This is a genomic window from Streptomyces sp. WMMB303 (assembly GCF_029351045.1).
Classification (GTDB): domain Bacteria; phylum Actinomycetota; class Actinomycetes; order Streptomycetales; family Streptomycetaceae; genus Streptomyces.
The window spans coordinates 6,607,410-6,633,041 of record NZ_JARKIN010000001.1 but is presented as its reverse complement, the minus strand read 5'-3'; the positions used below and the strand labels follow the sequence as shown (position 1 = coordinate 6,633,041).

Here is a 25,632-nt window from a genome sequence, read left to right as displayed (position 1 = left end):
CGCCTCCGCACGGCGACCGCCCGGCCCCGGCCCTTGCGCAGGGGCGGTGCTCGGACCGGTCCGGCCCGCGTGTCGAGTGCTGCCGGAGCGGGGGGAATGGACTGCCGGGATGGACCCGAGGCGAGGCTGATTCGGTGAACGTGCTGGACGTACTGCTGATCGTGGCTGCGGTGTGGTTCGCGCTCGTCGGCTACCGCCAGGGCTTCGTCGTCGGCATCCTGTCCGTCCTGGGGTTCCTCGGGGGCGGTCTGATCGCGCTGCTCGTCCTGCCTCTGCTCTGGGACCAGTTCACCTCGGGCGACAGGCCGGGGACGGGGTGGGCGATAGCCGCGGTGATCATCGTGATCATCTGTGCCTCCGTCGGCCAGGCCCTGACCACCCATCTGGGCAACAGGCTGCGGCAGTACATCACCTGGACCCCGGCCCGGGCCCTGGACGCGACGGGCGGTGCGTTCGTGAACGTCGTCGCGATGCTGATCGTCGCCTGGCTGATCGGCTCCGCGCTGGCCGGTACCTCCCTGCCCACCCTCGGCAAGGAGGTGCGCAACTCCAGGGTGCTGCTCGGCGTCTCGCATGTGATGCCGCAGCAGGCCAACGCCTGGTTCGACGATTTTTCCTCCGTTCTGGCCAAGAACGGCTACCCGCAGGTCTTCTCGCCCTTCTCCAGGGAGCCGATCCAGGACGTTCCGCCGCCGAGTCCCGAGCTGGCGGGCAGCCCCGTCGCGGAGCGGGCCAAGCGCAGCATCGTCAAGGTCGTCGGCACGGCGCAGAGCTGCGGGAAAGAGGTGGAGGGCACCGGGTTCGTCTTCTCGAAGGGCAGGGTGATGACGAACGCGCACGTCGTGGGCGGCGTACAGCAGCCGACCGTGCAGATCGGCGGTGAGGGGCGGCGCTACAGCGCCCGTGTCGTGCGCTACGACTGGAAGCGCGACATCGCGGTGCTGGACGTGCCCGAGCTGAACGCGCCCGCGCTGCGCTTCGCGAAGCGGGATCCGCACAGCGGCGACGACGCGATCGTGGCGGGCTTCCCGGAGAACGGCGGCTATGACGTCCGCTCCGCCCGGGTGCGCGGGCGGTTGGAGGCGGAAGGCCCCGACATCTACCACCGGGGCACCGTCAGGCGGGACATCTACTCGCTCTACACCGCGATCCGGCCGGGCAACTCGGGCGGCCCGCTGCTCACCCCCGACGGCCGCGTCTACGGAGTGATCTTCGCCAAGTCCCTGGACGACGACCGCACCGGCTACGCCCTCAGCGTCGACGAGATCCGCGAGGACATCACCCGCGGGCGCACGGACCAGCGGAAGGCGGACACCCAGGGCTGCGCGATCTGACGGCCCGGCCCCGTCCTGCCGCACCACGCCGGGGCGCAATGAGTACGCCGACGACGGCGACCGGCAGACGGCAGACGGCAGCGACGGGGATGCCGGACGGATCAGGAGCGGTGATGCCGCAGTCTCGCGCTGACCCAGCGTGCGCGGCGACGCAGGATGCGGGGGATGCCCAGCTCTGCGTCGGTGGGATGCAGCCGGGTCGCGGCGCGCGGGAAAGCCCGGCCACGCGGGTGCCTCAGATGGCTGCGGTTACGTGCCACGTCACGGAAGTCGTGCGTCAACCCCATACCGGGTCCCTGCCCCCGCCCCAAGGTCAGTAATCGCCCCGGGGTCCGGCAATCGGCCTATGCGCCGGGCACATGTGTGCGGCCGCCCGGCCGCCGGGAACGGTGGCACCGCCCGGTTCCGGGCCGGCGGCTCAGCGGTCCGGTTCCGGATCGCTCAACCAGTGCACCAGTTCACCGGTGAAGCTCGCCGGGTCCTCCTCGTGCGGGTAGTGCCCCAGCCCGTCGAACAGGCGCCAGCGGTACGGGGCCTCGACGTACTCGCCCGACCCCGCCGCGCTCCGAGTCCGCATCACCGGATCGAGTGAACCGTGCAGATGCAGTGTCGGCACCCGCACCGGACGCTTCATCCGACGGTAGAACTGCATCCCGTCCGGACGCGCCAGCGACCGCACCAGCCACCGGTACGGCTCCACCGAGCAGTGCGCCGTGGACGGTACGCACATCGCCCGCCGGTAGTTCTCCACCGCCAACACGCCCGCGTCCGCGGTCGGGCCGGGCGGTTTGGGGCCGGCCCAGTCCCGGATCAGCCGCTCCACCAGAGCGCCGTCGTCCGCCACGAGCCGACGTTCGGGCAGCCACGGGCGCTGGAACCCCCAGATGTAGGAGCTGGCCGCCGTCTGCCGGACGTCCCGCAACATGGCGGCCCGCCAGCGGCGAGGGTGCGGCATCGAGGCGACGACGAGGCGGCGGATCAGCTTGGGCCGCATCACCGCCGCCGTCCACGCCAGGTAGCCGCCCAGGTCGTGTCCGACCAGTGCCGCGTCGGGCTCGCCCAGTGAGCGGATCACACCGGTCACGTCGAGCGCGAGGTTGGCCGGGTCGTAGCCGCGCGGCGTACGGTCGCTGCCGCCCACTCCGCGCAGGTCCATCGCCACAGCCCGGTAGCCCGCGTCGGCCAGCGCGGGGAGCTGGTGCCGCCACGTCCACCAGTACTGCGGGAAGCCGTGCACCAGCAGTACCAGCGGGCCCTCACCCATCTCGGCGATGTGGAACAGCGCTCCGTTGGCTGCCACGTCCCGGTGCGTCCAGGGGCCCTCGGGGCGGATCACCGCCGCCGGGCTGTCTGCGAGCGTCATACGGACGAGCGTGTCACACCCTGGAGCTGCGGGTGCTCCTCGCCGCCGTCCCCGGCCGCGCGCGGGTGCGGCTTGGCGTGCGAGAGGACCGCGGCGGTCTGCTTCGCGGAAGCCACCGACTTCTGCGGGCTCTTGCTCTTGGAGACCTTCTTGAACTTGGCCAGCGCCAGCAGCAGCAGGAGCAGCGCGAGGGCGATGAAGGCGCCGCCCACGATCAGGAACGACCAGGCGAGACCGAGCCCCAGGTTGTGGATGCCGTAGGCGGCGGCGAAGCTCAGCACGGGAAGCGCGAAGAGCAGGAAGACTCCCGCGATCAGGGCGGCGCCGCTGCCCAGCACGCCGCGCTTGACGTCCTGTCGCAGCTCGGCCTTGGCCAGCGCGATCTCGTCGTGCACCAGTGCGGACATCTCCGCGGTCGCCGCTGCGACCAACTGGCCGAGGCTGCGGCCGTCGTCGGCTGCGCTCATCGCTGTCTCCCTTGCGGTAGTGAGGGCCCGTCGCGGTGCGGGCCCGGAGTTCCCTGGCGTGCGTGCGGGTTTCCCTCGCGGTGGCCGGTCAGGCTCCGATCATGCCGGACCATCGTCCGTCACGTCGTGGCGTGTGGCCACCTCGGCGAGCCTGCGGTGCTCCGCCGCCTTCGCCTCGTAGAGCGCCGCCATCCGCAGATGGAACGCGGGGTTGTGCTCCTCGTACACGTCGGGGACCCCGTCGCCGTCCTCGTCGCGGTTCTCGGCGTCCACCAGCGAACGGTGCCTGCGGGCCCGGATCTTGAGCATGATTCCGGCGAACACCGCGGCCAGCAGGGAGCCGATCAGCACGGCGGCCTTGGCCTCGTCGGCGAGCACGGGATCGTCGGTGAAGGCCAGTTCGCTGATCAGCAGCGAGACGGTGAAGCCGATGCCGGACAGCGCCGCGATGGCCAGTACGTCGGCCCAGCCCAGCTCGCGGTTGAGCTCGGCCTTGGTGAAGCGCACGGCGGCCCACGCGCCGCCGAACACGCCCAGCGTCTTGCCCGCCAGCAGACCGAACACCACGCCCAGCGTCTCCGGCTTGCTGAACACGTCGCCCAGCGCGCCGCCCGAGACCGTCACCCCGGCGGCGAAGAGGGCGAAGACGGGCACGGCGAGTCCGGACGAGAGCGGCCTGATCCGGTGTTCGATGTGGGCGGCCGGTGAGGTCTCCTCGCCGGGCCGCAGGGAGCAGCGCAGCATCAGGCCCATCGCGACGCCGGCGACCGTGGCGTGCACTCCGCTGGCGTGCATCAGCCCCCAGACCACGAGGGCGAGCGGGACGTACACGTACCAGCCGCGCACCCCCCGGTGGTGCAGGAACCAGAAGACGGCCAGCCCGGTGACGGCGCCCGCCAGTGCCCCGAAGCTGATGCCGGCCGAGTAGAAGATCGCGATGATGACGATGGCGCCCAGGTCGTCGACGACGGCCAGGGTCAGCAGGAAGGCGCGCAGCGCGGAGGGCAGCCCGGTGCCGAGCACCGCCAGCACCCCCAGTGCGAAGGCGATGTCGGTCGCCATCGGGATCGCCCAGCCGCGGAGGTCCCCGCCTCCGGCGGCGAAGGCCAGATAGACCAGCGCCGGGACGGCCATTCCGCACACGGCCGAGACGATCGGCAGGGCGGCGGCCCGCGGATCGCGCAGTTCGCCCGCGACCAGCTCCCGCTTGAGCTCGATCCCGGCGACGAAGAAGAACAGGGTGAGCAGGCCGTCCTTGGCCCAGTCGGCGACCGAGAGGTTCAGATGGAGTGCCTCGGGGCCGAAGTGGAAGTCCTTGACATCCTGGTAGAAACCGACGGCTCCGGTGTTGGCGAGCAGCAGGGCGACGACTGCGGCCGCCAGCAGCAGGGTGCCGCCGACCGTCTCGGTGCGGAGCGCGTCCGCCAGGAACGTACGTTCGCGCAGCGGGAGCCTGCCGAGGAAGACCGAGCGGTGGCCGCCGTTCCGCCCGGCGGACGTTTCGGCGGGGTTGGCGGACTGTTGCCCGTCGTGGTCGGCGGCGGGCTGCCCGGCGGGCCCGGAGGGGGGAGCGGGCTGCCCGGCGGAGCGCTCGGACCGCGCGGTGACCTGCGCGTCCTGCCGGGGGGACGGCCGCGGCTGCTCGGGATCGGTGTCCTGGTCGGGGCGGTGCGGCGGAGTCATGGCGCGGGCCTCCGGGAGGTGGTGCGGACACACCTGTGGTGTGTGCCGACCAGACTTCCCGGCTCGCCCACGGACCTGCCGCCTCGCGGAGGCGACACAGCCAGCCTAACCAAACGGGTGAGGGGCACCCGGTCGGTTGTCCGGATGCCCCTCCCGGCGCCGGAGCCCGCACGCCCCCGTGCGGGTACTGCCCGGCCCGCGTCGGCGGTGTCAGTCCTCGCTGGCCGCGTTCGGCAGCTTGGACTGGATGAGCTCCATCACAGACGCGTCGGTGAGGGTCTGGGTGTCACCCAGCGTCCGGTTCTCCGCCACGTCGCGCAGCAGCCGGCGCATGATCTTTCCGGAGCGGGTCTTGGGCAGCTCCGCGACCGGCAGGATGCGCTTGGGTTTGGCGATCGGGCCGAGCTGCTTGGCGACGTGCGCGCGCAGTTCCTCGACCAGTTCCCCGTCCTCGGCCGTGCCGCCGCGCAGGATGACGAACGCGCAGATGGCCTGCGTCGTCTGCGGGTCGGTCGCGCCCACGACCGCGGCTTCGGCCACCTTGGGGTGGGAGACCAGGGCGGACTCGACCTCCGTGGTGGAGATGTTGTGCCCGGAGACGAGCATCACATCGTCCACCCGGCCCAGCAGCCACACATCGCCGTCGTCGTCCTTCTTGGCGCCGTCGCCCGCGAAGTACTTGTTCTCGAAGCGCGACCAGTAGGTGTCGAGGAAGCGCTGGTCGTCGCCCCAGATGGTGCGCAGCATCGAGGGCCACGGCTCGGTCAGCACGAGGTAGCCGCCGGCGCCGTCGGCCACCTCGTTGGCCTCGTCGTCCACGACGGTCGCCGAGATACCGGGCAGCGGCACCTGCGCCGAACCCGGCTTCGCCTCGGTGACGCCCGGCAGCGGGCTGATCATCATGCCGCCGGTCTCCGTCTGCCACCAGGTGTCCACCACCGGTGTGCGGTCCCCTCCGATGTGGTGCCGATACCACACCCACGCCTCGGGGTTGATGGGCTCGCCCACCGAACCGAGGATGCGCAGCGACGACAGGTCGAACTTCGCGGGGATGTCGTCGCCCCACTTCATGCTCGCGCGGATCGCGGTCGGCGCGGTGTAGAGCACGGTGACGCCGTACTTCTGCACGATCTCCCACCAGCGGCCCTTGTGCGGCGAGTCGGGAGTGCCCTCGTACAGCACCTCCGTCGCGCCGTTGGCGAGCGGGCCGTAGACGATGTACGAATGGCCCGTCACCCAGCCGACGTCGGCCGTGCACCAGAACACGTCGGTCTCCGGCTTGAGGTCGAAGACCGCGTGGGAGGTGTAGGCGACCTGGGTGAGGTAGCCGCCGGTGGTGTGCAGGATGCCCTTCGGCTTACCCGTGGTGCCCGAGGTGTACAGGATGAACAGCGGGTGCTCGGCGTCGAAGTCCTGCGGCGTGTGCTGCTCGGACTGGCGGCCGACCACCTCGTGCCACCACAGGTCGCGCTCCTCGTGCCACGCGATGTCCTCCTGGCCGGTCCGCTTGACGACCAGTACGTTGCGGACCTTCTCGGTGCCCGGCCGGGTGAGCGCCTCGTCCACCGCCGGCTTGAGCGCGGACGCCGCGCCCTTGCGGTAGCCGCCGTCGGCGGTGATGACGACACGGGCGTCCGCGTCCTCGATCCGGGTGGCCAGCGCGTCCGCGGAGAAGCCACCGAAGACGACCGAGTGCGGCGCTCCGATCCGGGCGCACGCCAGCATCGCGACGACCGTCTCCGGGATCATCGGCATGTACACCGCGACGCGGTCGCCCGCCTGCACACCGAGCTCGGTCAGCGCGTTGGCGGCCTGCGAGACCTCCCGCTGGAGGTCGGCGTAGGTGAGGGCGCGGGTGTCGCCGGGCTCGCCCTCGAAGTTGATGGCGACCCGGTCGCCGTGGCCCGCCTCCACATGGCGGTCCACGCAGTTGTAGGCGACGTTGAGCTTGCCGTCCTGGAACCACTTCGCGAAGGGCGGATTCGACCAGTCCAGCGTCTCGGTCGGCTCGGTGCCCCAGGTCAGCCGCCGTGCCTGTGCGGCCCAGAAGCCCAGCCGGTCGGCCTCGGCCTGCTCGTACGCCGCAGCGGTCACGTTGGCGTTCGCGGCCAGCTCGGCGGGCGGGGCGAACCGGCGCTCCTCCTTGAGCAGGTTGGAGAGGGAAGGACTCTCGTTCATGTCGGCTCCCGTCGGCAAGTGGTGTAGACCAATACCTGATAACTGGCATGCTTAGTGATCGCGGGAGCCCGGTCAACCCCCGAGTGATCCTGGCACCTCGGACCCCGCTGGGTACAGCGGCATTCCGGGAGTCGTTGCGTGTCGGCCCGCACCACACCGGAGTGTGCCGCCTTCTCGCACGCCGCGGGGCGCCTCCCGCGGCGAAATCGCCCGGGGGCGCCCCCTGTTGCGCGCTGTCCCGTCAGCAGCCCACCGGCAGGGAACCGGCAGTTCTCAGGCGGCTCCGGCGGCCTGGGGAGCCCGACGCGGACGCCGCAGCCTCTCGCCGGAAGTCCGCGGCCCCCCGGCCGGAAGCCCGCGGCCTCTTCTCCGGAACCCCGCGGCACGGCAGGCGGCCCCGGTCGCGGCGGCGGACATCACCGGGGGCTCACAGGACGACGGGGTCGGGCCGGACGGCGGCGAACACCGGCTCGGGCACGAGGGCGCCCCCGGCCGGCGCGTCCAGCACATACGCCTGTGCTTCGCCGACGTGGAAGTACATGCCGTGCAGTTCCAGAGTGCCCTCGCCGAGCCGCCGGGCCACGCACGCGTGCGCCGCCAGGTGCTCCAACTGCTGGACGACGTTCGTCAGGCAGAGCGCCTCCAGAGGGTCGGCCGTCTCCCGGTCCGCGAGGCGCGGGGCGACCCGAGCCGCCGTGCGGAACCGCTCCAGGGACGGACGACCGTGTTGCAGCCAGCGGCCGAGCGGCGTCCCGGCGGTCTCCGAGGCGGCTGCCGGGGTGGTGTGCAGCGCCTGCATGGCACCGCAGCCGGAGTGCCCGCACACCGTCACCGAGGCGACCCGCAGTACGTCCACGGCGTACTCGATCGCCGCCGCCACCGACTGGTCGCCGCGCTCCTCGCCCGGCGGCGGAACCAGGTTCCCCACATTCCGGACGGTGAACAGATCTCCCGGACCGCTCGAGGTGATCATGCTGGTGACCACGCGCGAGTCGGCGCAGGTGAGGAAGAGCTGCGAGGGCCGCTGCCCCTCGCGCGCCAGTCTCGCCAACTCGTCCCGCACCAGCGGCGCCGTGCTGCGCTGGAAGTTCCGCACCCCGCCCAGCAACTGCCCGCGGTGGGAGAGGGGCGCGTCGTCATCCCGGTGCCCCGCCCGAGCGGGGCCGCCCGTCCCCGGCGCGCTCCGGGCGCCGCTCGCATCGGACGAGCCCGCGGCTTCGCCCGCCCCCGCCGCCGGGGGCGCGTCCTGCGCGTCGCGCGCCGTGCCGCCGCCGGAGTCCGCGCCGGTGCCGGGAGCCGGGTCGAGAGGGGGCACGCCGCGGCCCGGACCGTCGCAGGAGTCTGCCGGCCCCACCGGGGCCGGACGTGTGCACTGGTGGTTGCGCCACGGCGTCCACGGCGTGCACACATGCGTGGTCGCGGGTTCGCCGATGCCCTCCCCGCCGCGCCCGCTGACCTCGACCTCGCCTCCTGCGGCGGTATGTGTGGCCCGCCAGTCCTCCAGCGCCTCGTACGCCGCATGGTCCATGAACGATCCCTCCAGTTCCACGACTGCCTTCGCCCCCTCGGGCACCTGGGCCAGCGCCCGGCTCAGCCGCGGCACCGCGAGAAACGTCAACTGCCCCCGCACCACGATCCGGTAGCCGCCCCGGGACCGTGCCGCCGCGGCCCCGGGTCCGCCGGCCGCGTCGTGTGCCACGTCGATCCGGGCCCGGGCCAACCGGTGCAGTGCCAGCACCACCGCCACCGCGATGCCCACACCGACCCCCTCCAGCACGCCCAGCAGCACCACCGAGACCGAGGTGGCACCGAAGACCACCGCCTCGCGATGCCGTGCCACCTTTCGGATGTGGCCGAGGTTGATCATCCGCAGGCCCACGACCATCACCAGCGCCCCCAGCACCGCCAGCGGGATCAGCTCCAGCACTCCCACCAGCAGCCCGGCCGCAAGCAGCACCCACACACCCTGCAGCAGGGCCGAGTTCCGGCTGACGGCGCCGGCGGCGATGTTCGCCGTGCTGCGGACCGCGACTCCGGTGACCGGTAGCCCGCCCAGCGCGCCCGACACCGCGTTCGCCACCCCGTGCGCACGCAGCTCCCGGTCCAGGTCGCTGCGCGGCACCCGGTTCCCGGCCTCGCGGGCGGCCGTGAGTTTGTCGGCCGCGACCGCCGCCAGCAGCGCCTGCACGCCGGCCACCAGAGTGAGCGTCAGAATCGCTGTGCTCAGCCCGAGCACCGGGCCCTCCGGCAGCCCGGGGAGCGCGTGCGAACGCCAGGAGGGCAGGTCGACGCGGGGGAGTCCGGCGTCGGCCAGCACTGCGGCGAGGGTGGCCAGACAGACCGCGGCCAGCGCGGCGGGTACGCGTGCCGCGGCCGCGCCGAACGCGCCCCCGTACTGCTTCAGCCGTGGCCAGGCCAGCAGTACGACCACGGTCAGGCTGCTGACGGAGAGCGCGGCGGGCTGCACCGCGGTGATCCGGCCGGGCAGTTCCAGCGCGTTGGTGAGCGGCGAGCTGTCGGGGTCGCCACCGAGCATCACGTGGAGCTGGGCCAGTGCGATGGTGCACCCGATCCCGGCCAGCATGCCGTGCACGACCGCGGGGCTCACCGCCAGCGCGGAGCGGGCCACGCGCAGGAACCCGAGGCCGACCTGGGCGGCTCCCGCCAGCACGGTGATCGCGCAGGTGGTCTGCCAGCCGTACTGCTGGATCAGCTCCGCGGTGATCACCGTCAGTCCGGCTGCGGGTCCTGTGATCTGCAGCGGGGCGCCCCCGAGTCGTCCGCAGACCACTCCGCCCACCGCCGCGGCCACCAGTCCGGACTGGAGGGGTGCTCCGGCGGCCAGGGCGATGCCGAGGGAGAGCGGAAGCGCGATCAGGAAGACCGTGACGGACGCGGAGAGATCGGCCGACCAGCGCTGACGCGGGGTCGGGGGGTCCGGGGCGGCTGTGGGACCGCTGAGCACCGGGGGGCGGTGGGACATCGCGACTCCTCCCGAGGTCGGCACTGTGCGCGACGCTCTCGTCACTCCCCGTCGGGAGTAAAAGAACAGTAATGCCAAGTAAAGGCTTGGCGAAGTGCGGAGTGGGGCCTGGTGGCCGGGGTTCCACCCATCGAGTGAACAGTGCTGAAAAAGCCGCTTGTCCTATTTGTCTGATTAACGTCTCATGTCACTTTTATGAGCGTGGCAACGCCGGTCCCGCCCGGTGACCGACGAGACAAGGCGACAGGACGAGGTGAGCCGATGGCAGCCACGCGAAGAAGACCCGCTCTCACGACCGCGGTCCCGGCAGTGCTGGCACTGTCCCTGGCTGCGGCGGGCTGTTCCGGGGGCGGGAGCGCGCAGCGGGTCGAGGAGTCGCCCGGCGGGGCTCCCGGGGCCCGCCCCCAGGCCAAGCCCCAGCTCCTGGGGGATGGTTCGACCTCGCTGACGGGCCGCCAGCCGTTCCAGCCCACGCCGCACAAGCTGAAGCCCGGGAAGAAGCCACCGCAGTTCGTCGTCTTCTCCTGGGACGGAGCCGGAGAGGACGACAAGGGACTCTTCTCCCACTTCCGGAAGCTCGGCAAGAAGTACGGGGCGGCGCAGACCTACTTCCTCAGCGGCATCTACACGCTGCCGGAAGATGAGGCGAAACGTTACTCCCCGCCGGGTCACGCGCCGGGCGCCTCCGATATCGGCTATCTCAACGACAAGCACGTGCGCGCCACGCTGCGGCAGGTCCGCAAGGCGTGGCTGGACGGCAGCGAGATCGGCACCCACTTCAACGGCCACTTCTGCGGCCCCCAGGGCGTGGGCGCGTGGTCGGTCGAGCAGTGGAAGAGCGAGATCGAGCAGGCCCGCTGGTTCGTCCAGAACTGGAAGACGACCACCGGGTGGAAGAAGGGCCGCGCACTCCCGTTCGACTACAAGCGGGAACTCGTCGGAGGGCGCACGCCCTGCCTCGAGGGGCAGGACAACTTGCTGAAGGCAGCCGCGCAGATGGGCTTCCGCTACGACTCCAGCGGCAACGGCACCCAGGTGTGGCCGGACAAACGGCACGGGCTCTGGGACCTGCCCCTGCAACAGGTCCCCGTACCCGGTCGGGCGTTCGAGACGCTCTCGATGGACTACAACTTCCTCGCGAACCAGTCCGGCAGCGTCGACGGCGCGGTGGAGAAGCGGCCGCACTGGAAGCGCCAGATGCGCGACGGCCTGCTGCAGGGATTCCGGCGCGCCTATGCGGGCAACCGCGCGCCGATGATCATCGGCAACCATTTCGAGGACTGGAACGGCGGCATCTACATGGACGCCGTCGAGGACGTCATGAAGACGGTCTGCCGCAAGGACGGCGTCCGGTGCGTCTCGTTCCGCCAGCTCGCCGACTGGCTCGACGCACAGGACCCGGACATGCTCGCCAAGCTGCGCACCCTGCAGGTCGGCGAGAAGCCCGCAGGCGGCTGGCGCAGGTTCCTCGCCGAGGACACCACCGCGGCCGAGGCGAGCTGAGCGCGGCTCCCGTTCCGGGCCCCGGTCGCCCGGAACGGGAGCTCACGGCGGGGCCATGTGTGCTCGACGCGTTCGAAGCGGTCAGGCCGGCTGCGGCGTCGCCGCCTTCCGCGGGCCCTCACCCAGTGCGAACGACGGGTCCACCTGGGCCGCGAGGTCCGCACCGGTCTTCTCGTTGCCCCAGCTCTCCGCGTTGCGCAGATGGAAGTGCACCATCTGCCGCGTGTACCGCCCCCAGTCCCGCAGTTCGTACGTGGCGTCGGCGGTCTCGTACAGCGCGGCCAGGGAGCGGGCGTTGTCGTCCTCCAGCTCGGCGAAGGGGTGCGGGCGGCCCTTCTCCATGGCCCGCACCCAGTCCGAGTGGCCGAAGGTCACCAGCAGATCATCGCCCACCTCCTGGTGCAGGAAGTCGATGTCGTCCGCGCTCTGCACCTTGTTGCCCACCACGCGCAGGGCGACCCCGAAGTCGCGTGCGTACTCCCTGTACTGCCGGTAGACCGACACGCCCTTGCGGGTGGGTTCGGCCACCAGGAACGTCATGTCGAAGCGGGTGAACATGCCGGAGGCGAAGGAGTCGCTGCCCGCCGTCATGTCGACGACCAGGTACTCCTCGCGGGCGTCGACGAGATGGTTCAGCAGCAGCTCCACCGCTCCCGTCTTGGAGTGGTAGCAGGCCACGCCCAGGTCGGACTCGGTGAACGGGCCGGTGGCCAGCAGCCGGACATCCCCGCCGTCCAGCGCGACAGCGCGTGCGCAGGCGTCGTACACCGGGTTGTCCTCCTGCAGCCGGAGCAGCCGGGAGCCCTCGCCGGGCGGTGTCGTCTTGATCATCTTCTCGGCGGAGGCGATCCGCGGGTTGCTGCCCCGCAGGTACTCCTTGAGGAGCGGCAGGTGGGCCCCCAACGCGGGCAGCGCCGCGGACTCGGAGTCGTCCAGCCCCAGTGCGGCGCCCAGATGCTGGTTGATGTCGGCGTCGACGGCGACGACGGGAGTGCCCCGGGCGGCGAGATGGCGCACGAACAGCGACGACAGCGTGGTCTTCCCGCTGCCACCCTTGCCTACGAAAGCGATCTTCATGTTCAACAGCGTAAGCGGTCGGGGGTACCGCACCGGCGGATGTGAGTGAAGAAGACCACTCGATCGTGGGGTTGGGCCGCCCGGCCGGATGCGTAGGGTCGTACGCATGAGTAGCACCGCTCGCCCCGACGACGGCGGCACGTCGAACTCCTCGGCCCACGGGCCCGCCGCGGCCGATCCGCTGGCCTCCCTCGCCGCGCTGCCGGGTGTGCCGGAGGCCGTCGAGTCCGTGCGCGGCTCCGTCGACCGGGTCTACGGGCACCGTGTCATGCGCCGCCGCAGCAGCGAGGTCAGCGCGGAGGCCGCGCTGCGCGGGGCTCGTGCCACCGCCGCTTCGGAAGGCGTCGACTGGGCCCTCGAAGAGGTACGTCGGCGCAGCGACTTCGGCGTGGAACCCGACGCCCGCACGGTCGGTGCGGGCCTGCGGGTGACGGCCGAGGCCGGCCGGCTGCTCGACATCTGGCAGCAGTCCCCGCTGCGTGTTCTCGCCCGGTTGCACCTGGTCGCCGCCGGTGGCGTGGCGCCCGAGGGCACCGTGGGCCGGCCGCGTCGTCCGGGAGAGCCGGTCGACGGCCCCCGGCTCGGCCTGGAGCTGCCCGGCGCCGACGAGGTCGCGGCTCGGCTGGACGGGCTGGCGCAGCTCATCACCGGCGGCACCACGGCCCCCGCGCTGGTCACCTGCGCTGTCGTGCACGGCGAACTCCAGGTGCTGCGCCCGTTCGGTTCCTACAACGGGCAGGTCGCACGTGCCGCCGAGCGCGTCGTACTGGTGGGCAGCGGCCTCGACCCCAAGGCCGTCTGCCCGGCCGAGGTGGGCCATGCGGAGCTGGGCGGGGAGGCGTACCTGACGGCCCTGCGGGGCTACGCCTCAGGAACACCCGAAGGGGTGACCCAGTGGATCGCGCACTGCGGACGCGCGGTCGAACTCGGCGTCCGGGAGAGCACCGCGGTGTGCGAGGCGATGCAGCGGGGAGCTGCCTGAGCGACTGCGGATCAGGGGTCCGGCCCTCGGGTCGGCGCCGTGCTCGGTGACCTGGCGGACCGGCCGGATGCCGGGTGGGGCCGCAGGGACGTCGCGGCGACCGGGCCGGGAATGCGAGCGGCCCCGCCTTTGAAGACGGGGCCGTCGCTGGCATGTCCACCGGGTTACCAGTGCGTGCGTGATGATGTCCGAACGTCAGGGCGGAGTCTTTGCCCGTCCCTGAGGGGACCTGCCCGATCGCGGGCTCTGCGTCGCGTGGGTGCCCGGTATTCATGCGTGCGGTCCGTGGGGCCATGTGCGTGAAACGGGATCCTCTCGGATGCCGTCGGTCTCGCGGGCCGTGATTCCTTTGTACTCCCCGCCGGGGGCGAGTGGAAGTCCCGCCGTCAGATCTTTACTTTGCCCGTTCTGTGGCGTTCTGACGGGGAAGACGTGTCCACTCGCGCGTGGTGACGGGTGCCGGCGGCTCTGGGTGTGACGGGTCTCCAGCGGGGTCCGGGGGTCAGGAGCGGCGGAAGAGCGGGGCCGCCCGGTTCCGGTTGTTGAGCCACACGAAGCCCGCTGTCGCCGCGGCGGCGCCCACCGCGACGGCTGTCAGCGCCAGCGCGGGCCGCGAAGGCATGGACAGCGCGGGGATCCGCTGCCTGAGCCGTACGGGCCGGGAGAACGTCAGCACCGGCCAGTCCCGCGCGAGCGCCTCCTTGCGCAGGGCCCGGTCCGGATTGACGGCGTGCGGGTTGCCGACCGCCTCCAGCATCGGCAGGTCCGTGACCGAGTCGCTGTAGGCGTAGCACCGCGCCAGGTCGTACCCCTCGGACTCCGCCAGTTCCCGGATGGCTTCCGCCTTGGTCGGGCCGTAGGCGTAGTACTCGATCTCTCCGGTGAAGCGCCCTTCCTCGACGACCATGCGCGTGGCGACCACCCGGTCGGCGCCGATCATCCGCCCGATCGGCTCGACCACCTCGGCGCCGGAGGACGAGACGATGACCACGTCGCGTCCCGTCAGGTGGTGCTTCTCGATGAGGGAGGCGGCCTCGTCATAGATGATCGGGTCGATCAGGCCGTGAATCGTCTCCGCGACGATCTCTCTGACCTGCTCGACGTCCCAACCCCGGGCGAGTCCGGAGAGGTACTCGCGCATCCGTTCCATCTGGTCGTGATCGGCGCCTCCGAGGAGATATACGAACTGCGCGTAAGCAGTCCGGAGCACTGCGCGGCGATTGATCAGGCCACCCTGGTAGAAGGACTTGCCGAAGGTGAGCGTGCTCGACTTCGCAATGACCGTCTTGTCCAGATCGAAGAAGGCGGCTGTCCGGGGCATCGCGAGATTTTTCACGGCACCGAGCATAGGCGCCCACCATTCGGCGTAAGCTGGGGCGCGTGGGTTTGCCTGAGAAGGCTCTCGGGTACACCATGGAAGTCACGGATCGTTCGCGACCGTGCTAACCCGGCCCGACTCCTCCCCCCCCGAGTCGGCCGTGGGGACGACCCCCGCTCTCCCCCCCGGCGGGGGTCGTCGCATGTCCAGGGGCATTTCCCGGCCTCGACCCGCAGTGGTCGGGGCCTTTTCGATCTCCCGGGAGCGGACTCCTTGATTCCTCCTCGCGGTGACACAGAGTAATCGAAAGACTGCTCTCCGATGGTCACTGGTTTGGGTGAGTGAGTTATTCACAGTCTCCGGGTTGTCCACAGTTTTGGACCATGATCCACAAGTTTTTCCGGTTCGCTGCACCGTGAATCCCGTCGGTGTCCGCAGGCGTTTGCGGACGCGAGTGCCCAACTGACGGGGAGGGCCCGAAGCGTGGCTGAAAACATTCTGATTGTCACCGAGGATGAGGAACTCCTCGATGACCTACTGCGACTGTGCGCAGCCGCCGGGACGGAGCCCCAGGTCGCTCACGGCGGCCCGCCGAGCGGCGCGGGGTGGGCCTCCTGGAGCGGCGCCGCCTCCTGGGAGCGGGCGCCCCTGGTGCTCGTCGGCGACGACTGCGTCGGCGCCTCCGGCTTCGGTGGCGCCGCCGACGACGGCACGCCCCGCGTGGACGGACCGGTCCCGCGGCGGCCCGGAGTGCTGCTGATCGGGCGGGACTGGGACGACCCGGGTGTCTGGGAGCGCGGGGTACGCGTCGGTGCGGAGAGCGTGGCCCTGCTGCCCGACGCGGAGAGCTGGCTGACCGGCCGCATCGCCGACGCCCTGGAAGGGGTCGGCAGTACGGCGCTGACCGTGGGAGTCATCGGCGGCAGGGGCGGAGCCGGGGCCTCCACGCTGGCCTGCGCCCTGGCGGTCACCGCGGCCGCCGCCGGAGAGCGGACGACGCTCGTCGACGCCGACCCGCTCGGCGGCGGCCTGGACATCCTGCTCGGCGCGGAACGGACCCAAGGGCTGCGCTGGCCCGATTTCGCGGAATCCCGCGGCCGGGTCGGCGGCACCGCCCTCGCCGACTCCCTGCCCCGCTCGCACGACCTGAGCGTGCTCAGCTGGGACCGGGGCGAACGGGCGCTGGTGCCCGCCGACGCCATGAAGGCGGTGCTCTCCGCCGCGCGTCGCCGCGGCGGAGTGGTCGTCGTCGACCTCCCCCGGCAGGTGGACGCGACGGTGGCGGAAGCGCTGGTGCAGCTCGATCTCGGACTGGCGGTCGTCCCCGCGGAACTGCGCGCCGTCGCCGCGGCCCACCGGGTGGCCGCCCGTACCCGACCGGTGGTCCGCGACCTGCGGGCGGTGGTGCGGCCGCCGGGCGGCCCGCAGCGCCGCACCCGGCACGACGCCGCACTCAACGACACCGAGGTCGCCCGGCTGCTGGGGCTGCCACTGGCCGGTGAGCTCCCCTGGGAGCGCGGACTGCTCGCGGCCGTCGACCGCGGCAGGCCGCCCGGCACCGCGAAGGACGGCGCCCTGGCCCGCTTCTGCGGCCGGTTCTGGGAGCAGGCGCTCGGCGGAGCAGGAGCGGCCGCATGACCTCGCAGGACAACGGTGCGCGCGAGGCCGCGCCGATGACGGGCGCCGCGCCCCGCACAGGCGCGACCGGCGCAGGCACCAGGCTGCTGGACTCGGTGCGGCGCAGCCTCGCCGAAGCGGGCGCCGAGCCGACACCCGCCGGGGTGGCCGCCGCGCTGCGGGCCCAAGGACGGCTGATGGGCGACAGCGCGGTACTGGGGGTCGTGGAGGCCCTCCGCTCCGAACTCGTCGGAGTCGGCCCGCTCGAACCGTTGCTGGCCGACCCCGAGGCCACCGACGTGCTGGTCACCGCACCCGACCAGGTGTGGGTGGACCGGGGCCGGGGTCTGGAGCCGACCGGGGTGCGCTTCCCCGACGCCGCCGCCGTGCGCAGGCTCGCGCAGCGGCTGGCGACCTCCGCCGGGCGTCGGCTCGACGACGCCCGGCCCTGGGTCGATGCCCGGCTCCCGGACGGCACCAGGCTGCATGCGGTACTGCCCCCGGTCGCCGTGGGCTGTACCTGCCTGTCGCTGCGGGTGCTGCGCCCCCGCGCCTTCGGCCTGCCGGAGCTGGTGACCGCCGGGACGGTGCCGCCGGGCGGGGAACGGCTGCTGCGAGCCGTACTGGATGCCCGCCTCTCCTTCGTCGTCAGCGGCGGTACCGGATGCGGCAAGACGACACTGCTGTCCACACTGCTGGGGCTGGTCGGCCCCGACGAACGCATCGTCCTCGCCGAGGACTCGGCCGAACTGCGCCCCGACCACCCCCATGTGGTGCGACTGGAGGCACGCCCGGCCAACCAGGAAGGCGTGGGCCGGGTGGAACTGCGCGATCTGGTGCGGCAGGCGCTGCGCATGCGGCCCGACCGCCTGGTCGTGGGAGAGGTCCGGGGCCCCGAGGTCACCGACCTGCTGGCCGCCCTGAACACCGGTCACGAGGGCGGGTGCGGCACCGTGCACGCCAACGCCGCCGCGGACGTTCCGGCCCGGCTGGAAGCCCTGGCCGGCACCGCGGGCCTCGACAGGGCCGCGCTGCACAGCCAGTTGGCGGCGGCGCTGGATCTGATCGTGCATGTGGTCCGGGGCCGCGACGGCAGGCGGCGGATCGCGCAGATCCACGTGCTGGAGCGGGACGCGGCCGGTCTGGTGGCGACGGTACCGGCCGCCGTGTGGAGCGGTCCGGGGGCGGGCCGCCCTCGCGGTCCCGCAACCGGGTTCGTCCGGGCGCGCGGCTGGCCGCGGCTGGAGGAGCTGTGCCTGCGGCGGCACGCCGACGAAACGGACGGCGACGGCCTGGGCCTGGTCGGCGAGAGCGCGGACCTCCGCGGATGCGTCGCTGCCCCAGGAGGCCGTGGCCGAGGTCCGCACCCGGCCGCGGCCGGTGGCGTGGCGGTTCCGGCCGCACCGACCTGGCCCTGGCCCGCTGAGAGGAGCCCGCGATGAGCGGTACCGCAGCCCTGGTGGCCCTGGTGGCGGGGAGCGAGCCCGCGGCGTCCCACGCGGCGTACGCCGCAGCGGTGTGCGCCGGCGCGGCGGCCTGGTCGCTGACCGGGCGTCACGAAGGCAACCGGCGGGCCAGACTGCTGCTCGCGGGCGGAGCGAAGGCGTCGACGCGGCGCTCCGCCGTCGCCCTGCAGGACCGCTGGCGGGAAGCCACCGCCGCGGCCCGTGCTCGCTTCGCGGTGCGGGCCGGGCACGAGTGGTGGTGCCTCCTCGTAGGAGCGCTGGCAGCGCTGCTGGGCCGGTCCTGGGTTCCGGCGGTGGCCGGGCTCGCCGCCGTTCCCCTGGTCCGGCGGTGGCTGCGGCGGCGTGCCGCGGGACGGCTGGCACAGGAGCGCGAGACCGCTGTGGTCCGCCTGTGCGGGGCCGTGGCGGGCGAGCTGCGGGCCGGGAGGCAGCCGGACGGCGCGCTGCTGGCCGTCGACCGTGCGGCGCTGCGATGCCTGGGTGACGCGGGAGCGGCAATGCTCGCCGCGGCCCGGTTCGGTGGCGACGTACCGGCGGCGCTGCGCGAGGCGGCGCTGCTGCCCGGAGCGGAGGGGCTGGCCGGGGCGGCTGCCTGCTGGCAGGTGGCGGTCGAAGGCGGAGCAGGGCTGGCCGAGGGGCTGGAACGGGTGGCCGGCGCGGTACGCGCCCAGGGCGAGCAACGTGCGGAACTGCGGGCACAGCTGGCCGGGCCCCGCTCCACCGCCCTGGTGCTGGCGCTGCTGCCGGTCTTCGGACTGGCCCTGGGCACCGCGATGGACGCCGATCCGCTCTGGATCCTCCTGCACACGCCGACGGGATTCGGCTGCCTCGTCGTCGGAGCCCTGCTGGAGTGGGCCGGACTGCTGTGGGTCGCCCGCATCGTGCGCGCCGCCGAAGGCGCGGCGGAACCACCCGCCGGCGCCCCGGCTCCCGCACCCGAGGCGGAGCGGTACGCCCAGCCCGGCAGGAGCTGGTCGAAGTGAACGCCGGATGGGCCGACGTTGTCCCCAGGGTGTGGACATGGGCTCCGGCTGCCGCGGTGACGCTGGCGGCAGCGTGGTGCATGGCGCAAGCGCTGGGGGCGCTCAGGACGGAAGGCGTGGTGCGGCGCCGCGCACACCTCCTGTGCGGAGTACCCGTGGAGAGGAGAGCAGGCCGGGCCGGTCCCTGGCCGACGGATCGGCGGACGGGGACCGGAAAGCGGTTCACCGACAGGCTGCGTACCAGGCAGGTACGTGAGGGCGCCGCCTCGACAGGCGCCGGTGTGCTGGGACTTCTGCTGGTCGGCGGCCCTGCCGGATGGCTGCTGGGTGGCGCGGCCGGATGGGGAACGTGGCGCCTGCTGCGGCGGCGGGCCGTCGCACAGGATCCTCGGAACAGCACGGAGCGGGCCGAAGAGGAACAGCTCCCCCTGGTCGCCGAGCTGATTGCGGCCTGCCTGGCGGCCGGAGCCGGCCCTGCCCGCGCCGCCGAGGCCGTCGGGAGCTCGGTCGGCGGCCCGTTGGGGACGCGGCTGGCACGGGCCGCTGTGGAACTGCGCCTGGGTGCCGAACCCGCACTGGTGTGGGGGCGGTTCGCCGAGCGGCCCTGGGGTGTGGATTTCGCCCGGTGCATAGAGCGTGCCGGGGCGGCCGGAGTGCCCGCTGTCGAGTCCGTCGCCCGGCTGGCCGTCGAGCTGCGAGACAGCCGGGCCCGGGTCGCGGGCAGCAGGGCGAGACGGGCGGCGGTACTGGTCACCGGGCCCCTGGGGCTGTGCTTTCTGCCCGCGTTCCTGGTGGTCGGAGTCGTACCCGTGCTGCTGGGGCTCGCCCGGGCGCTGTGGTGAGCGGCGGCAGACGGGCCCGTCGCGGGCTGCCAGCAGCCCGCTCGGTGCGGACATCTGGAGAGGAGATCGGGTGAGGAAGGACGAGCGGATGACAGGAGTGGCGAGGCTGCGCCGACTGTGGGAGCGCGCGAAGCTCCGGCGCCCCTGCGGGGACGAGGGGATGAGTACGGCCGAGTACGCCATGGGCACGCTCGCAGCGGTCGCGCTGGCCGCAGTGCTCTACAAGGTCGTCACCAGTGGTGCGGTGAGTGCCCAGTTGCAAGGTCTCGTCGAACGGGCGCTCCGTGCGCCGTTCTGACCGGGCGCCGTGCTGGGGCCGGAGGCTCGGCCGCGGACAGCCCGGCCGTGGACAGCGGGCCCGAGGTCTCGGCGCGGATGGTCGAGGGCGGCAGCGGGGGACCGATCGGTGCGCCGGATATGTGACAGCGGAGGCCGCCGTGGTGATCCCGGCGCTGGTGCTCCTGGTGGCCGGATTGCTGTGGGGGCTGATGGCCGCGGTGGCCCGGATCCAGTGTGTGGACGCCGCGCGCGCCGGAGCACGGGCGGCTGCCCGCGGCGAACCCGAGGACGCCGTCCGGCAGGCCGCGCGGGAGGCCGCCCCGCCCGGCGCCCGGGTGGAGACGGTACGAGAGGGCGAACTGGTGCGGGTCGCGGTGCGGGCGCGAACGGTCGGCCCGGGCCCGTTGACCGTGGGGCTGCGCTCGGAGGCGGTCGCGCTGGACGAGAGGAGGGCGGGTGGCCGCGGGGTTCCGTGAGGACCGGGGATCGGCCTCGGTGTGGGCGGCACTGAGCGTCGTGGTGCTGTGCGGCGTGTTCGCCGGCGTGCTGGGCTTCGGCCAGGCGGTCTGGGTACGCCACCGGGTGGGCGCCGCCGCCGACCTGGCGGCGCTCGCGGCGGCCGACCGTGCGCTCGACGGCCCGGCCCGGGCCTGCGCGACGGCTCGCCGGGTGGCCCGGGCGCAGCACACGAGGGTGGCCCGCTGCACGGTCCGGGGCGAGGTCGCGGATCTGGAGACACGACTGCGTTGGGGGCCCTACACGGCGCGTGCGCGTGCCCGTGCGGGTCCGGTCGGCCTCCCGACCGCGGATCTGTCCGCCGACGCGCCGCGTGCCGCCGGTGTCACCCGCTCGGTGGCCGGTGCCCCGGGCTCGGTGGCTGGTGGCGGTGGCCGACTACCCGCCCGCCCCTGCCGTCGGTCGGCTCACCGGTGATGCCGTCGTCCGTCCCCCGTCCATGCACGGGCCGCGCCGTCCGCGGCGGGGCTCCGGCCGCCGGGTGCAGCGCCCGATCCCGTGCAGGTCCTCGCTGACGGGCGGCCGAGGAGATCCGGGGGCTGGGCGCGCGGTCGCCCGGGCGGGGGCCGGGAACGAGAGCGTGGCGGACGCACGGGGGCAGGGATAGGCCCGGGGGGAACCGGAGGAAGGAGGCACCTCGGGGGCGGGCCCGACGGCGGTTCAGACGGCGGAGCGGAGGAGTTCGGTGAGGAGCCGGACGGCGCCGCGCTTGTGGAGCGGGTCGTTGGCGTTCCCGCATTTGGGCGACTGGATGCACGAGGGGCAGCCCGCCTCGCACTCGCAGGCGGCGATGGCGTCGCGGGTGGCGGTCAGCCAGCCGCGCGCGGTGTGGAACGCGCGCTCGGCGAAGCCCGCCCCGCCGGGCTGGCCGTCGTAGACGAAAACGGTGGGAAGGAGAGTGTCCGGGTGCAGGGCGATGGAGACACCGCCGATGTCCCAGCGGTCGCAGGTGGCGAACAGCGGCAGCATGCCGATGGCCGCGTGCTCGGCGGCGTGCAGCGATCCGGCCAGGATCTCCGGGTCGATCCGCGCGGCGTCGAGCTGGTCCTCGGTGACGGTCCACCACACCGCGCGGGTGCGCAGGGTGCGGGGCGGCAGGTCGAGCTTGGTCTCGCCGAGGACCTCGCCGGTCAGCAGGCGGCGGCGCAGATAGGAGACGACCTGGTTGGTGACCTCGACGGAGCCGAAGCACAGCCGGGCGTCACCCCAGGCATGCTCGGCCTCGGTCTTCAGCACGGCGAGAGAGGTGGTGTCCCGCGCCATCGTGGTCCACGGCGGGGACGCCTCCTCGACGAGCGCGGCGGAGTCCTCCAGGTCGAGTCGGCGCACCACATAGGTACGGCCCTGATGCAGGTGGACCGCGCCCTCGTGGACGGTGGTGTGTGCGGCACCGGCGTCGACGGTGCCCAGCAGCCGCCCCGTGCCGTCCTCCACCACCTGCACCGGCTTCCCGCCGCTGCCGCGGATGTCGGTCAGGTCGGCGGCCCGCTCCTTGCGCGTCCAGTGCCAGCCGGAGCTGCGGCGCCGGAGCAGCTTGCGCTGTTCGAGCTTGCCCAGCAGTTCCGGCGTCTCCGGGCCGAAGAGGGCGAAGTCGGCTTCGGTGAGCGGGAGCTCGGCTGCGGCTGCGCACAGGTGGGGCGCCAGGACATAGGGGTTGTGCGGGTCCAGGACGGTGGACTCGACCGGGGTGTGGAAGACGGACTCGGGGTGGTGGACGAGATAGGTGTCCAGCGGCTCGTCCCGGGCGATCATGATGGCCAGCGCGCCCTGACCGGCCCGGCCAGCGCGCCCGGCCTGCTGCCAGAGTGACGCACGGGTGCCGGGATAGCCGGTGATGAGGACGGCGTCCAGTCCGGAGATGTCGATACCGAGTTCCAGCGCGTTCGTGGCGGCGAGCCCCAGCAGCTCCCCGGTGTGCAGCGCCCGCTCCAGGGCGCGCCGTTCCTCGGGCAGGTAGCCGCCCCGGTATGCGGCGATCCGCGCGGACAGCCCGGCGCGCCGTTCCGCGACCGGCCCTCGGTCCCCGGCGCGGGGTGCTCCGAGCCGGGGGCTGCCGGGCGCCGCGGCGGTGTCGCGGGCCGCTTCCGGCGGCGGGCTCTCGGCCGGGCCGGGGCGGCGGGGTGCGGGGAGGGCGGCGAGGCGGTCCTGGGCGATGAGGGAGATCAGCTCGGCGCCGCGGCGGGAGCGTACGAAGGCGACAGTACGTACCTCCTGGGCGGCCAGTTCGGTGAGCAGCTCGGCGGCCTCGGCGGTGGCGGTGCGGCGGACCGGGGCGCCGCGTTCGCCCTCCAGTTCGGTCAACGGCGGCTCCCACAGGGCGAAGACGGTCTCTCCGCGCGGGGAGGTGTCCTCGGTGATCTCGACCGGGCGCACACCGGTGAGCCGGGTTGCTCCCTCGCCGGGCGCCGCCGCGGTGGCGGAGGCCAGCAGGAACACCGGTTCGGAGCCGTAGCGCGCGCACACCCGGCGCAGGCGCCGCAGCACCTGGGCGACGTGGGAGCCGAAGACGCCGCGGTAGGTGTGGCACTCGTCGACGACCACGTAGCGCAGGGCCCGCAGGAACGAGGACCAACGGCTGTGGCCGGGCAGCAGGCCGCGGTGGAGCATGTCCGGGTTGGTGAGCACGTAATTGGCGTACAGCCGCACCCATTCGCGCTCTTCCACCGGAGTGTCCCCGTCGAAGACGGCCGCCCGCACTCCGGTGCCCAGCGGGGAGGACAGGTCGGTGACGGCGCGCCGCTGGTCCGCCGCGAGCGCTTTGGTGGGCGAGAGGTACAGCGCGGTGGCGCCGCGTCCGTTCGGGGCCTCGGAACCGTCCAGCAGGGTGCTGAGCACGGGGACGAGGTAGGAGAGGGATTTTCCGGAGGCGGTGCCTGTGGCGATGATCACGGAATCGCCGTCGAGGGCGTGGGCGGCGGCGCGGGCCTGGTGCTCCCAGGGGCGGTCGATGCCTGTCTGCTGCACGGCATCGATCACTTCCGGCCGGATCCGGTCGGGCCATTCTGCATGGCGACCGTTTCGCGGGGGCAAGTGCTCCGTATGGGTGACACGCCCGGCGCGGTCCGGCCCCCTGGTGAGACGAGCGAGCACGTCGCGAGGGTCGCCGCGGGAGGCCGAGCGGTGCGGCTCGACTCGCGGGCGTACGCTCGCGGACCGGGTGTGCTGTTCGTTGGCCATCGGTACCGAGTGTGTCACTGGCGAGGCGGACAATGACCGCAAGGCGTCGTCCTCGCCTGCTGGTAAGTGATTGAATGCCTCTGCGGCTGCCGATCCGTCCCCTGCCTTTGGGGGTACCTCCCTCCGTCAGGGCAGGGGGAGGGAGAACCGAGGGGGCTGACCGCTCGATAGCAAGGTGCTGGAGGATCCGTGGACCTGTCCCTGTCGACCCGAACCGTAGGCGATCGCACGATCGTCGAGGTCGGTGGCGAGATTGATGTATACACCGCGCCCAAGCTGCGTGAGCAGTTGGTCGAGCTCGTAAACGACGGCAGTTACCACCTCGTCGTGGACATGGAGGGCGTCGATTTTCTCGACTCCACCGGGCTCGGCGTGCTCGTGGGTGGGCTCAAGCGGGTGCGTGCCCATGAGGGCTCGCTGCGCCTGGTCTGCAACCAGGAGCGCATTCTCAAGATCTTCCGGATCACCGGTCTGACGAAGGTGTTCCCGATCCATTCCTCGGTCGACGAGGCCGTAGCGGCCACTGACTGACATGCCGGACCGCCGGTCCGTCCCCAGTGGGGCGGACCGGCGGCTCATCGGCTGACTGGCGCATGGGCGCCGGGGCCCGGCTCTCCGAGTCCTCGGACGGACATCGCAGACTTTCAGGGAAGACCGAGGGGGATGGCATGGCCACCGTTGAGCTGCTCTTCAGCGCACTGCCGGAGCACGTCCGTACGGCGCGGCTGGTGGCTGCGGCCGTGGCGCGGCGGGCCGGCGTCGACGAAGCCGTGCTCGACGAGGTGCGGCTGGCCGTCGGCGAGGCGTGCACCCGCGCCGTCGGACTGCACATGAGTCATGGCCTGAGCAGCCCGGTGCGGGTGTCGCTCATCGAGGACGAGAAGAAGTTCTCGATCGAAGTCGGGGACGAGGCGCCGCACCGGCGCTTCACGCTGCCCGGCGGCACGCTCGGCGCCGGAGCCTCGGCGGCACCGCAGAACGGTGCCGCGGCCGGTGCCAAGGCCGCCGGAAACGGCAGCGGCCCCCCGGGCGGCGCGGCCGGTGGGCTCGTGGAGGCCGAGGGGGCGCTGATGCCCGGAGCCCGCGACGAGATCCCCGAACCGGTCCCCGAGGAGGACGAGGGCGACGGAGAAATGGGGCTCGCGGTGATCAGCGGGCTGGTGGACGACGTCGAGGTGACGACCGACGAGAACGGCGGCGTGATCCGTATGAGCTGGCCCACGACGGAGCCCGTCCTCCCCTGAACGGGCGCTTTCCTGGCCCGGAGCAGGTTTGCTCCTACCCGGGCCGCCTTGTCCCGGCCTGGGAGCCGGGCTTGTTCCTGTGGAGCCGACCCACATCTGTACCGGGCTGCCGGAGCCCGGGCCGGAGTCCTTTTCCGCCCCGGCCGGAGCTGCCCGCCGAGTTCCTACAGGTCGGCGCTCGCCCCCGCCGGGCCCGAGTCTGCTTCCTGTGGGGCCCCTGACCCTGTGCCCTTCCCCTGCGTCTTCCCGGCCCGCAGCAGGCGTTCCGGCCCGCAGCAGACGTTCGCGCCCCGGAGCCGACCCCCGGGCCCGGTGCCTGGCCCGACACGGTCTGTACCCGCGACCCGCGAGGCGACCCGCAGCCGAGCCTCGCTCCCGGCGCCCCGCGGCTGTTCCACGCGGTCCGCCCCCCGGAGCTGTCCGGTTCCCTGGACTCGTCCTCCCCGGAAAACTTTCCGGACCTCCACATCCTCACCCGTCGTAGCCCGCCACATCCCGAGGAGATTTTCGATCTTCGGTTCACTCGTCCGTGCCGGTTTTCGTGATCTTCATTTCTGATCTTCCGAAGATCTGGTTCGATATTTCTGACCAGCCATTAAACCGGTTGCACCGACCCTCTT

21 protein-coding genes are annotated in these 25,632 nt (G+C 72.7%); 12 read left to right on the top strand and 9 right to left on the bottom strand.

The window, feature by feature from the left end; genetic code table 11:
• The first annotated feature begins 134 nt into the window (after positions 1 to 134).
• The gene (locus tag P2424_RS28640) at positions 135 to 1,334 is read left to right on the top strand and encodes a MarP family serine protease (protein WP_276478560.1); all 1,200 of its coding nucleotides are present in this window, start codon (positions 135 to 137) and stop codon (positions 1,332 to 1,334) included.
• 101 nt (positions 1,335 to 1,435) lie between these two features.
• On the opposite strand, the gene P2424_RS28635 is transcribed toward P2424_RS28640, so the two are convergent.
• From P2424_RS28635 to P2424_RS28610, 6 genes are all read right to left on the bottom strand, one after another.
• Positions 1,436 to 1,621, bottom strand: a complete 186-nt coding sequence (locus P2424_RS28635; RefSeq protein ID WP_276478559.1) for a hypothetical protein — start codon at positions 1,619 to 1,621, stop codon at positions 1,436 to 1,438.
• 131 nt (positions 1,622 to 1,752) lie between these two features.
• Positions 1,753 to 2,697: an alpha/beta hydrolase gene (locus P2424_RS28630; protein WP_276478558.1), complete on the bottom strand. Its 945-nt coding sequence runs from the start codon at positions 2,695 to 2,697 to the stop codon at positions 1,753 to 1,755.
• Complete coding sequence (locus P2424_RS28625; RefSeq protein WP_019355556.1) at positions 2,694 to 3,164, bottom strand: phage holin family protein; 471 nt, start codon at positions 3,162 to 3,164, stop codon at positions 2,694 to 2,696. Before P2424_RS28625 ends, P2424_RS28630 begins: the two co-directional genes overlap by 4 nt.
• Positions 3,165 to 3,263: 99 nt before the next feature.
• Positions 3,264 to 4,847, bottom strand: a complete 1,584-nt coding sequence (gene nhaA / locus P2424_RS28620; RefSeq protein WP_276478557.1) for a Na+/H+ antiporter NhaA — start codon at positions 4,845 to 4,847, stop codon at positions 3,264 to 3,266.
• Between the two features lie 210 nt (positions 4,848 to 5,057).
• On the bottom strand, positions 5,058 to 7,025 hold the full coding sequence (gene acs, locus P2424_RS28615) for an acetate--CoA ligase (protein WP_276478556.1): 1,968 nt from the start codon (positions 7,023 to 7,025) through the stop codon (positions 5,058 to 5,060).
• Positions 7,026 to 7,452: 427 nt separating this feature from the next.
• Complete coding sequence (locus P2424_RS28610) at positions 7,453 to 10,008, bottom strand: SulP family inorganic anion transporter (protein WP_276478555.1); 2,556 nt, start codon at positions 10,006 to 10,008, stop codon at positions 7,453 to 7,455.
• 261 nt (positions 10,009 to 10,269) lie between these two features.
• Here P2424_RS28610 and P2424_RS28605 point away from each other — a divergent pair, with 261 nt between their 5' ends.
• The gene (locus tag P2424_RS28605) at positions 10,270 to 11,511 is read left to right on the top strand and encodes a hypothetical protein (protein ID WP_276478554.1); all 1,242 of its coding nucleotides are present in this window, start codon (positions 10,270 to 10,272) and stop codon (positions 11,509 to 11,511) included.
• Between the two features lie 81 nt (positions 11,512 to 11,592).
• Here the strand turns inward: P2424_RS28605 and P2424_RS28600 are convergent, their stop codons facing one another.
• Positions 11,593 to 12,588, bottom strand: a complete 996-nt coding sequence (locus tag P2424_RS28600; protein ID WP_276478553.1) for an ATP-binding protein — start codon at positions 12,586 to 12,588, stop codon at positions 11,593 to 11,595.
• A gap of 106 nt (positions 12,589 to 12,694) precedes the next feature.
• On the opposite strand from P2424_RS28600, the gene P2424_RS28595 reads away from it, so the two are divergent.
• A complete protein-coding gene (locus tag P2424_RS28595) occupies positions 12,695 to 13,570 on the top strand; it encodes an oxidoreductase (RefSeq protein WP_276478552.1) in 876 nt (291 codons plus the stop codon).
• 502 nt (positions 13,571 to 14,072) lie between these two features.
• On the opposite strand, the gene P2424_RS28590 is transcribed toward P2424_RS28595, so the two are convergent.
• Positions 14,073 to 14,918 (bottom strand): HAD family hydrolase, encoded by an 846-nt coding sequence (locus P2424_RS28590; RefSeq protein ID WP_276478551.1) that lies wholly within the window; start codon positions 14,916 to 14,918, stop codon positions 14,073 to 14,075.
• A gap of 453 nt (positions 14,919 to 15,371) precedes the next feature.
• Here P2424_RS28590 and ssd point away from each other — a divergent pair, with 453 nt between their 5' ends.
• The 7 genes from ssd to P2424_RS28555 all read left to right on the top strand — a co-directional run bounded on the left by ssd (position 15,372) and on the right by P2424_RS28555 (position 21,008).
• On the top strand, positions 15,372 to 16,526 hold the full coding sequence (ssd, locus tag P2424_RS28585) for a septum site-determining protein Ssd (protein ID WP_276478550.1): 1,155 nt from the start codon (positions 15,372 to 15,374) through the stop codon (positions 16,524 to 16,526).
• Between the two features lie 35 nt (positions 16,527 to 16,561).
• On the top strand, positions 16,562 to 17,947 hold the full coding sequence (locus P2424_RS28580) for a TadA family conjugal transfer-associated ATPase (RefSeq protein WP_276479165.1): 1,386 nt from the start codon (positions 16,562 to 16,564) through the stop codon (positions 17,945 to 17,947).
• The gene (locus tag P2424_RS28575; protein WP_276478549.1) at positions 17,944 to 18,954 is read left to right on the top strand and encodes a type II secretion system F family protein; all 1,011 of its coding nucleotides are present in this window, start codon (positions 17,944 to 17,946) and stop codon (positions 18,952 to 18,954) included. The genes P2424_RS28580 and P2424_RS28575 overlap by 4 nt, the downstream gene beginning before the upstream one ends.
• 281 nt (positions 18,955 to 19,235) lie before the next feature.
• Positions 19,236 to 19,796, top strand: coding sequence for a type II secretion system F family protein (locus P2424_RS28570; protein ID WP_276478548.1), 561 nt, complete (start codon positions 19,236 to 19,238; stop codon positions 19,794 to 19,796).
• A gap of 88 nt (positions 19,797 to 19,884) precedes the next feature.
• Positions 19,885 to 20,094, top strand: coding sequence for a DUF4244 domain-containing protein (locus tag P2424_RS28565; protein WP_276479164.1), 210 nt, complete (start codon positions 19,885 to 19,887; stop codon positions 20,092 to 20,094).
• Between the two features lie 121 nt (positions 20,095 to 20,215).
• Entirely contained in the window at positions 20,216 to 20,551 is a 336-nt protein-coding gene (locus P2424_RS28560; RefSeq protein WP_276478547.1) for a TadE family type IV pilus minor pilin, read from the top strand.
• Positions 20,532 to 21,008 (top strand): Rv3654c family TadE-like protein, encoded by a 477-nt coding sequence (locus P2424_RS28555; protein WP_276478546.1) that lies wholly within the window; start codon positions 20,532 to 20,534, stop codon positions 21,006 to 21,008. The genes P2424_RS28560 and P2424_RS28555 overlap by 20 nt, the downstream gene beginning before the upstream one ends.
• Positions 21,009 to 21,251: 243 nt before the next feature.
• On the opposite strand, the gene P2424_RS28550 is transcribed toward P2424_RS28555, so the two are convergent.
• Positions 21,252 to 23,768, bottom strand: coding sequence for a DEAD/DEAH box helicase (locus P2424_RS28550; RefSeq protein WP_276478545.1), 2,517 nt, complete (start codon positions 23,766 to 23,768; stop codon positions 21,252 to 21,254).
• 189 nt (positions 23,769 to 23,957) lie between these two features.
• On the opposite strand from P2424_RS28550, the gene bldG reads away from it, so the two are divergent.
• A complete protein-coding gene (bldG, locus tag P2424_RS28545) occupies positions 23,958 to 24,299 on the top strand; it encodes an anti-sigma factor antagonist BldG (protein ID WP_016473000.1) in 342 nt (113 codons plus the stop codon).
• A 137-nt stretch (positions 24,300 to 24,436) separates the two neighbouring features.
• Entirely contained in the window at positions 24,437 to 25,012 is a 576-nt protein-coding gene (locus tag P2424_RS28540; protein WP_276478544.1) for an ATP-binding protein, read from the top strand.
• Positions 25,013 to 25,632: the final 620 nt, after the last annotated feature.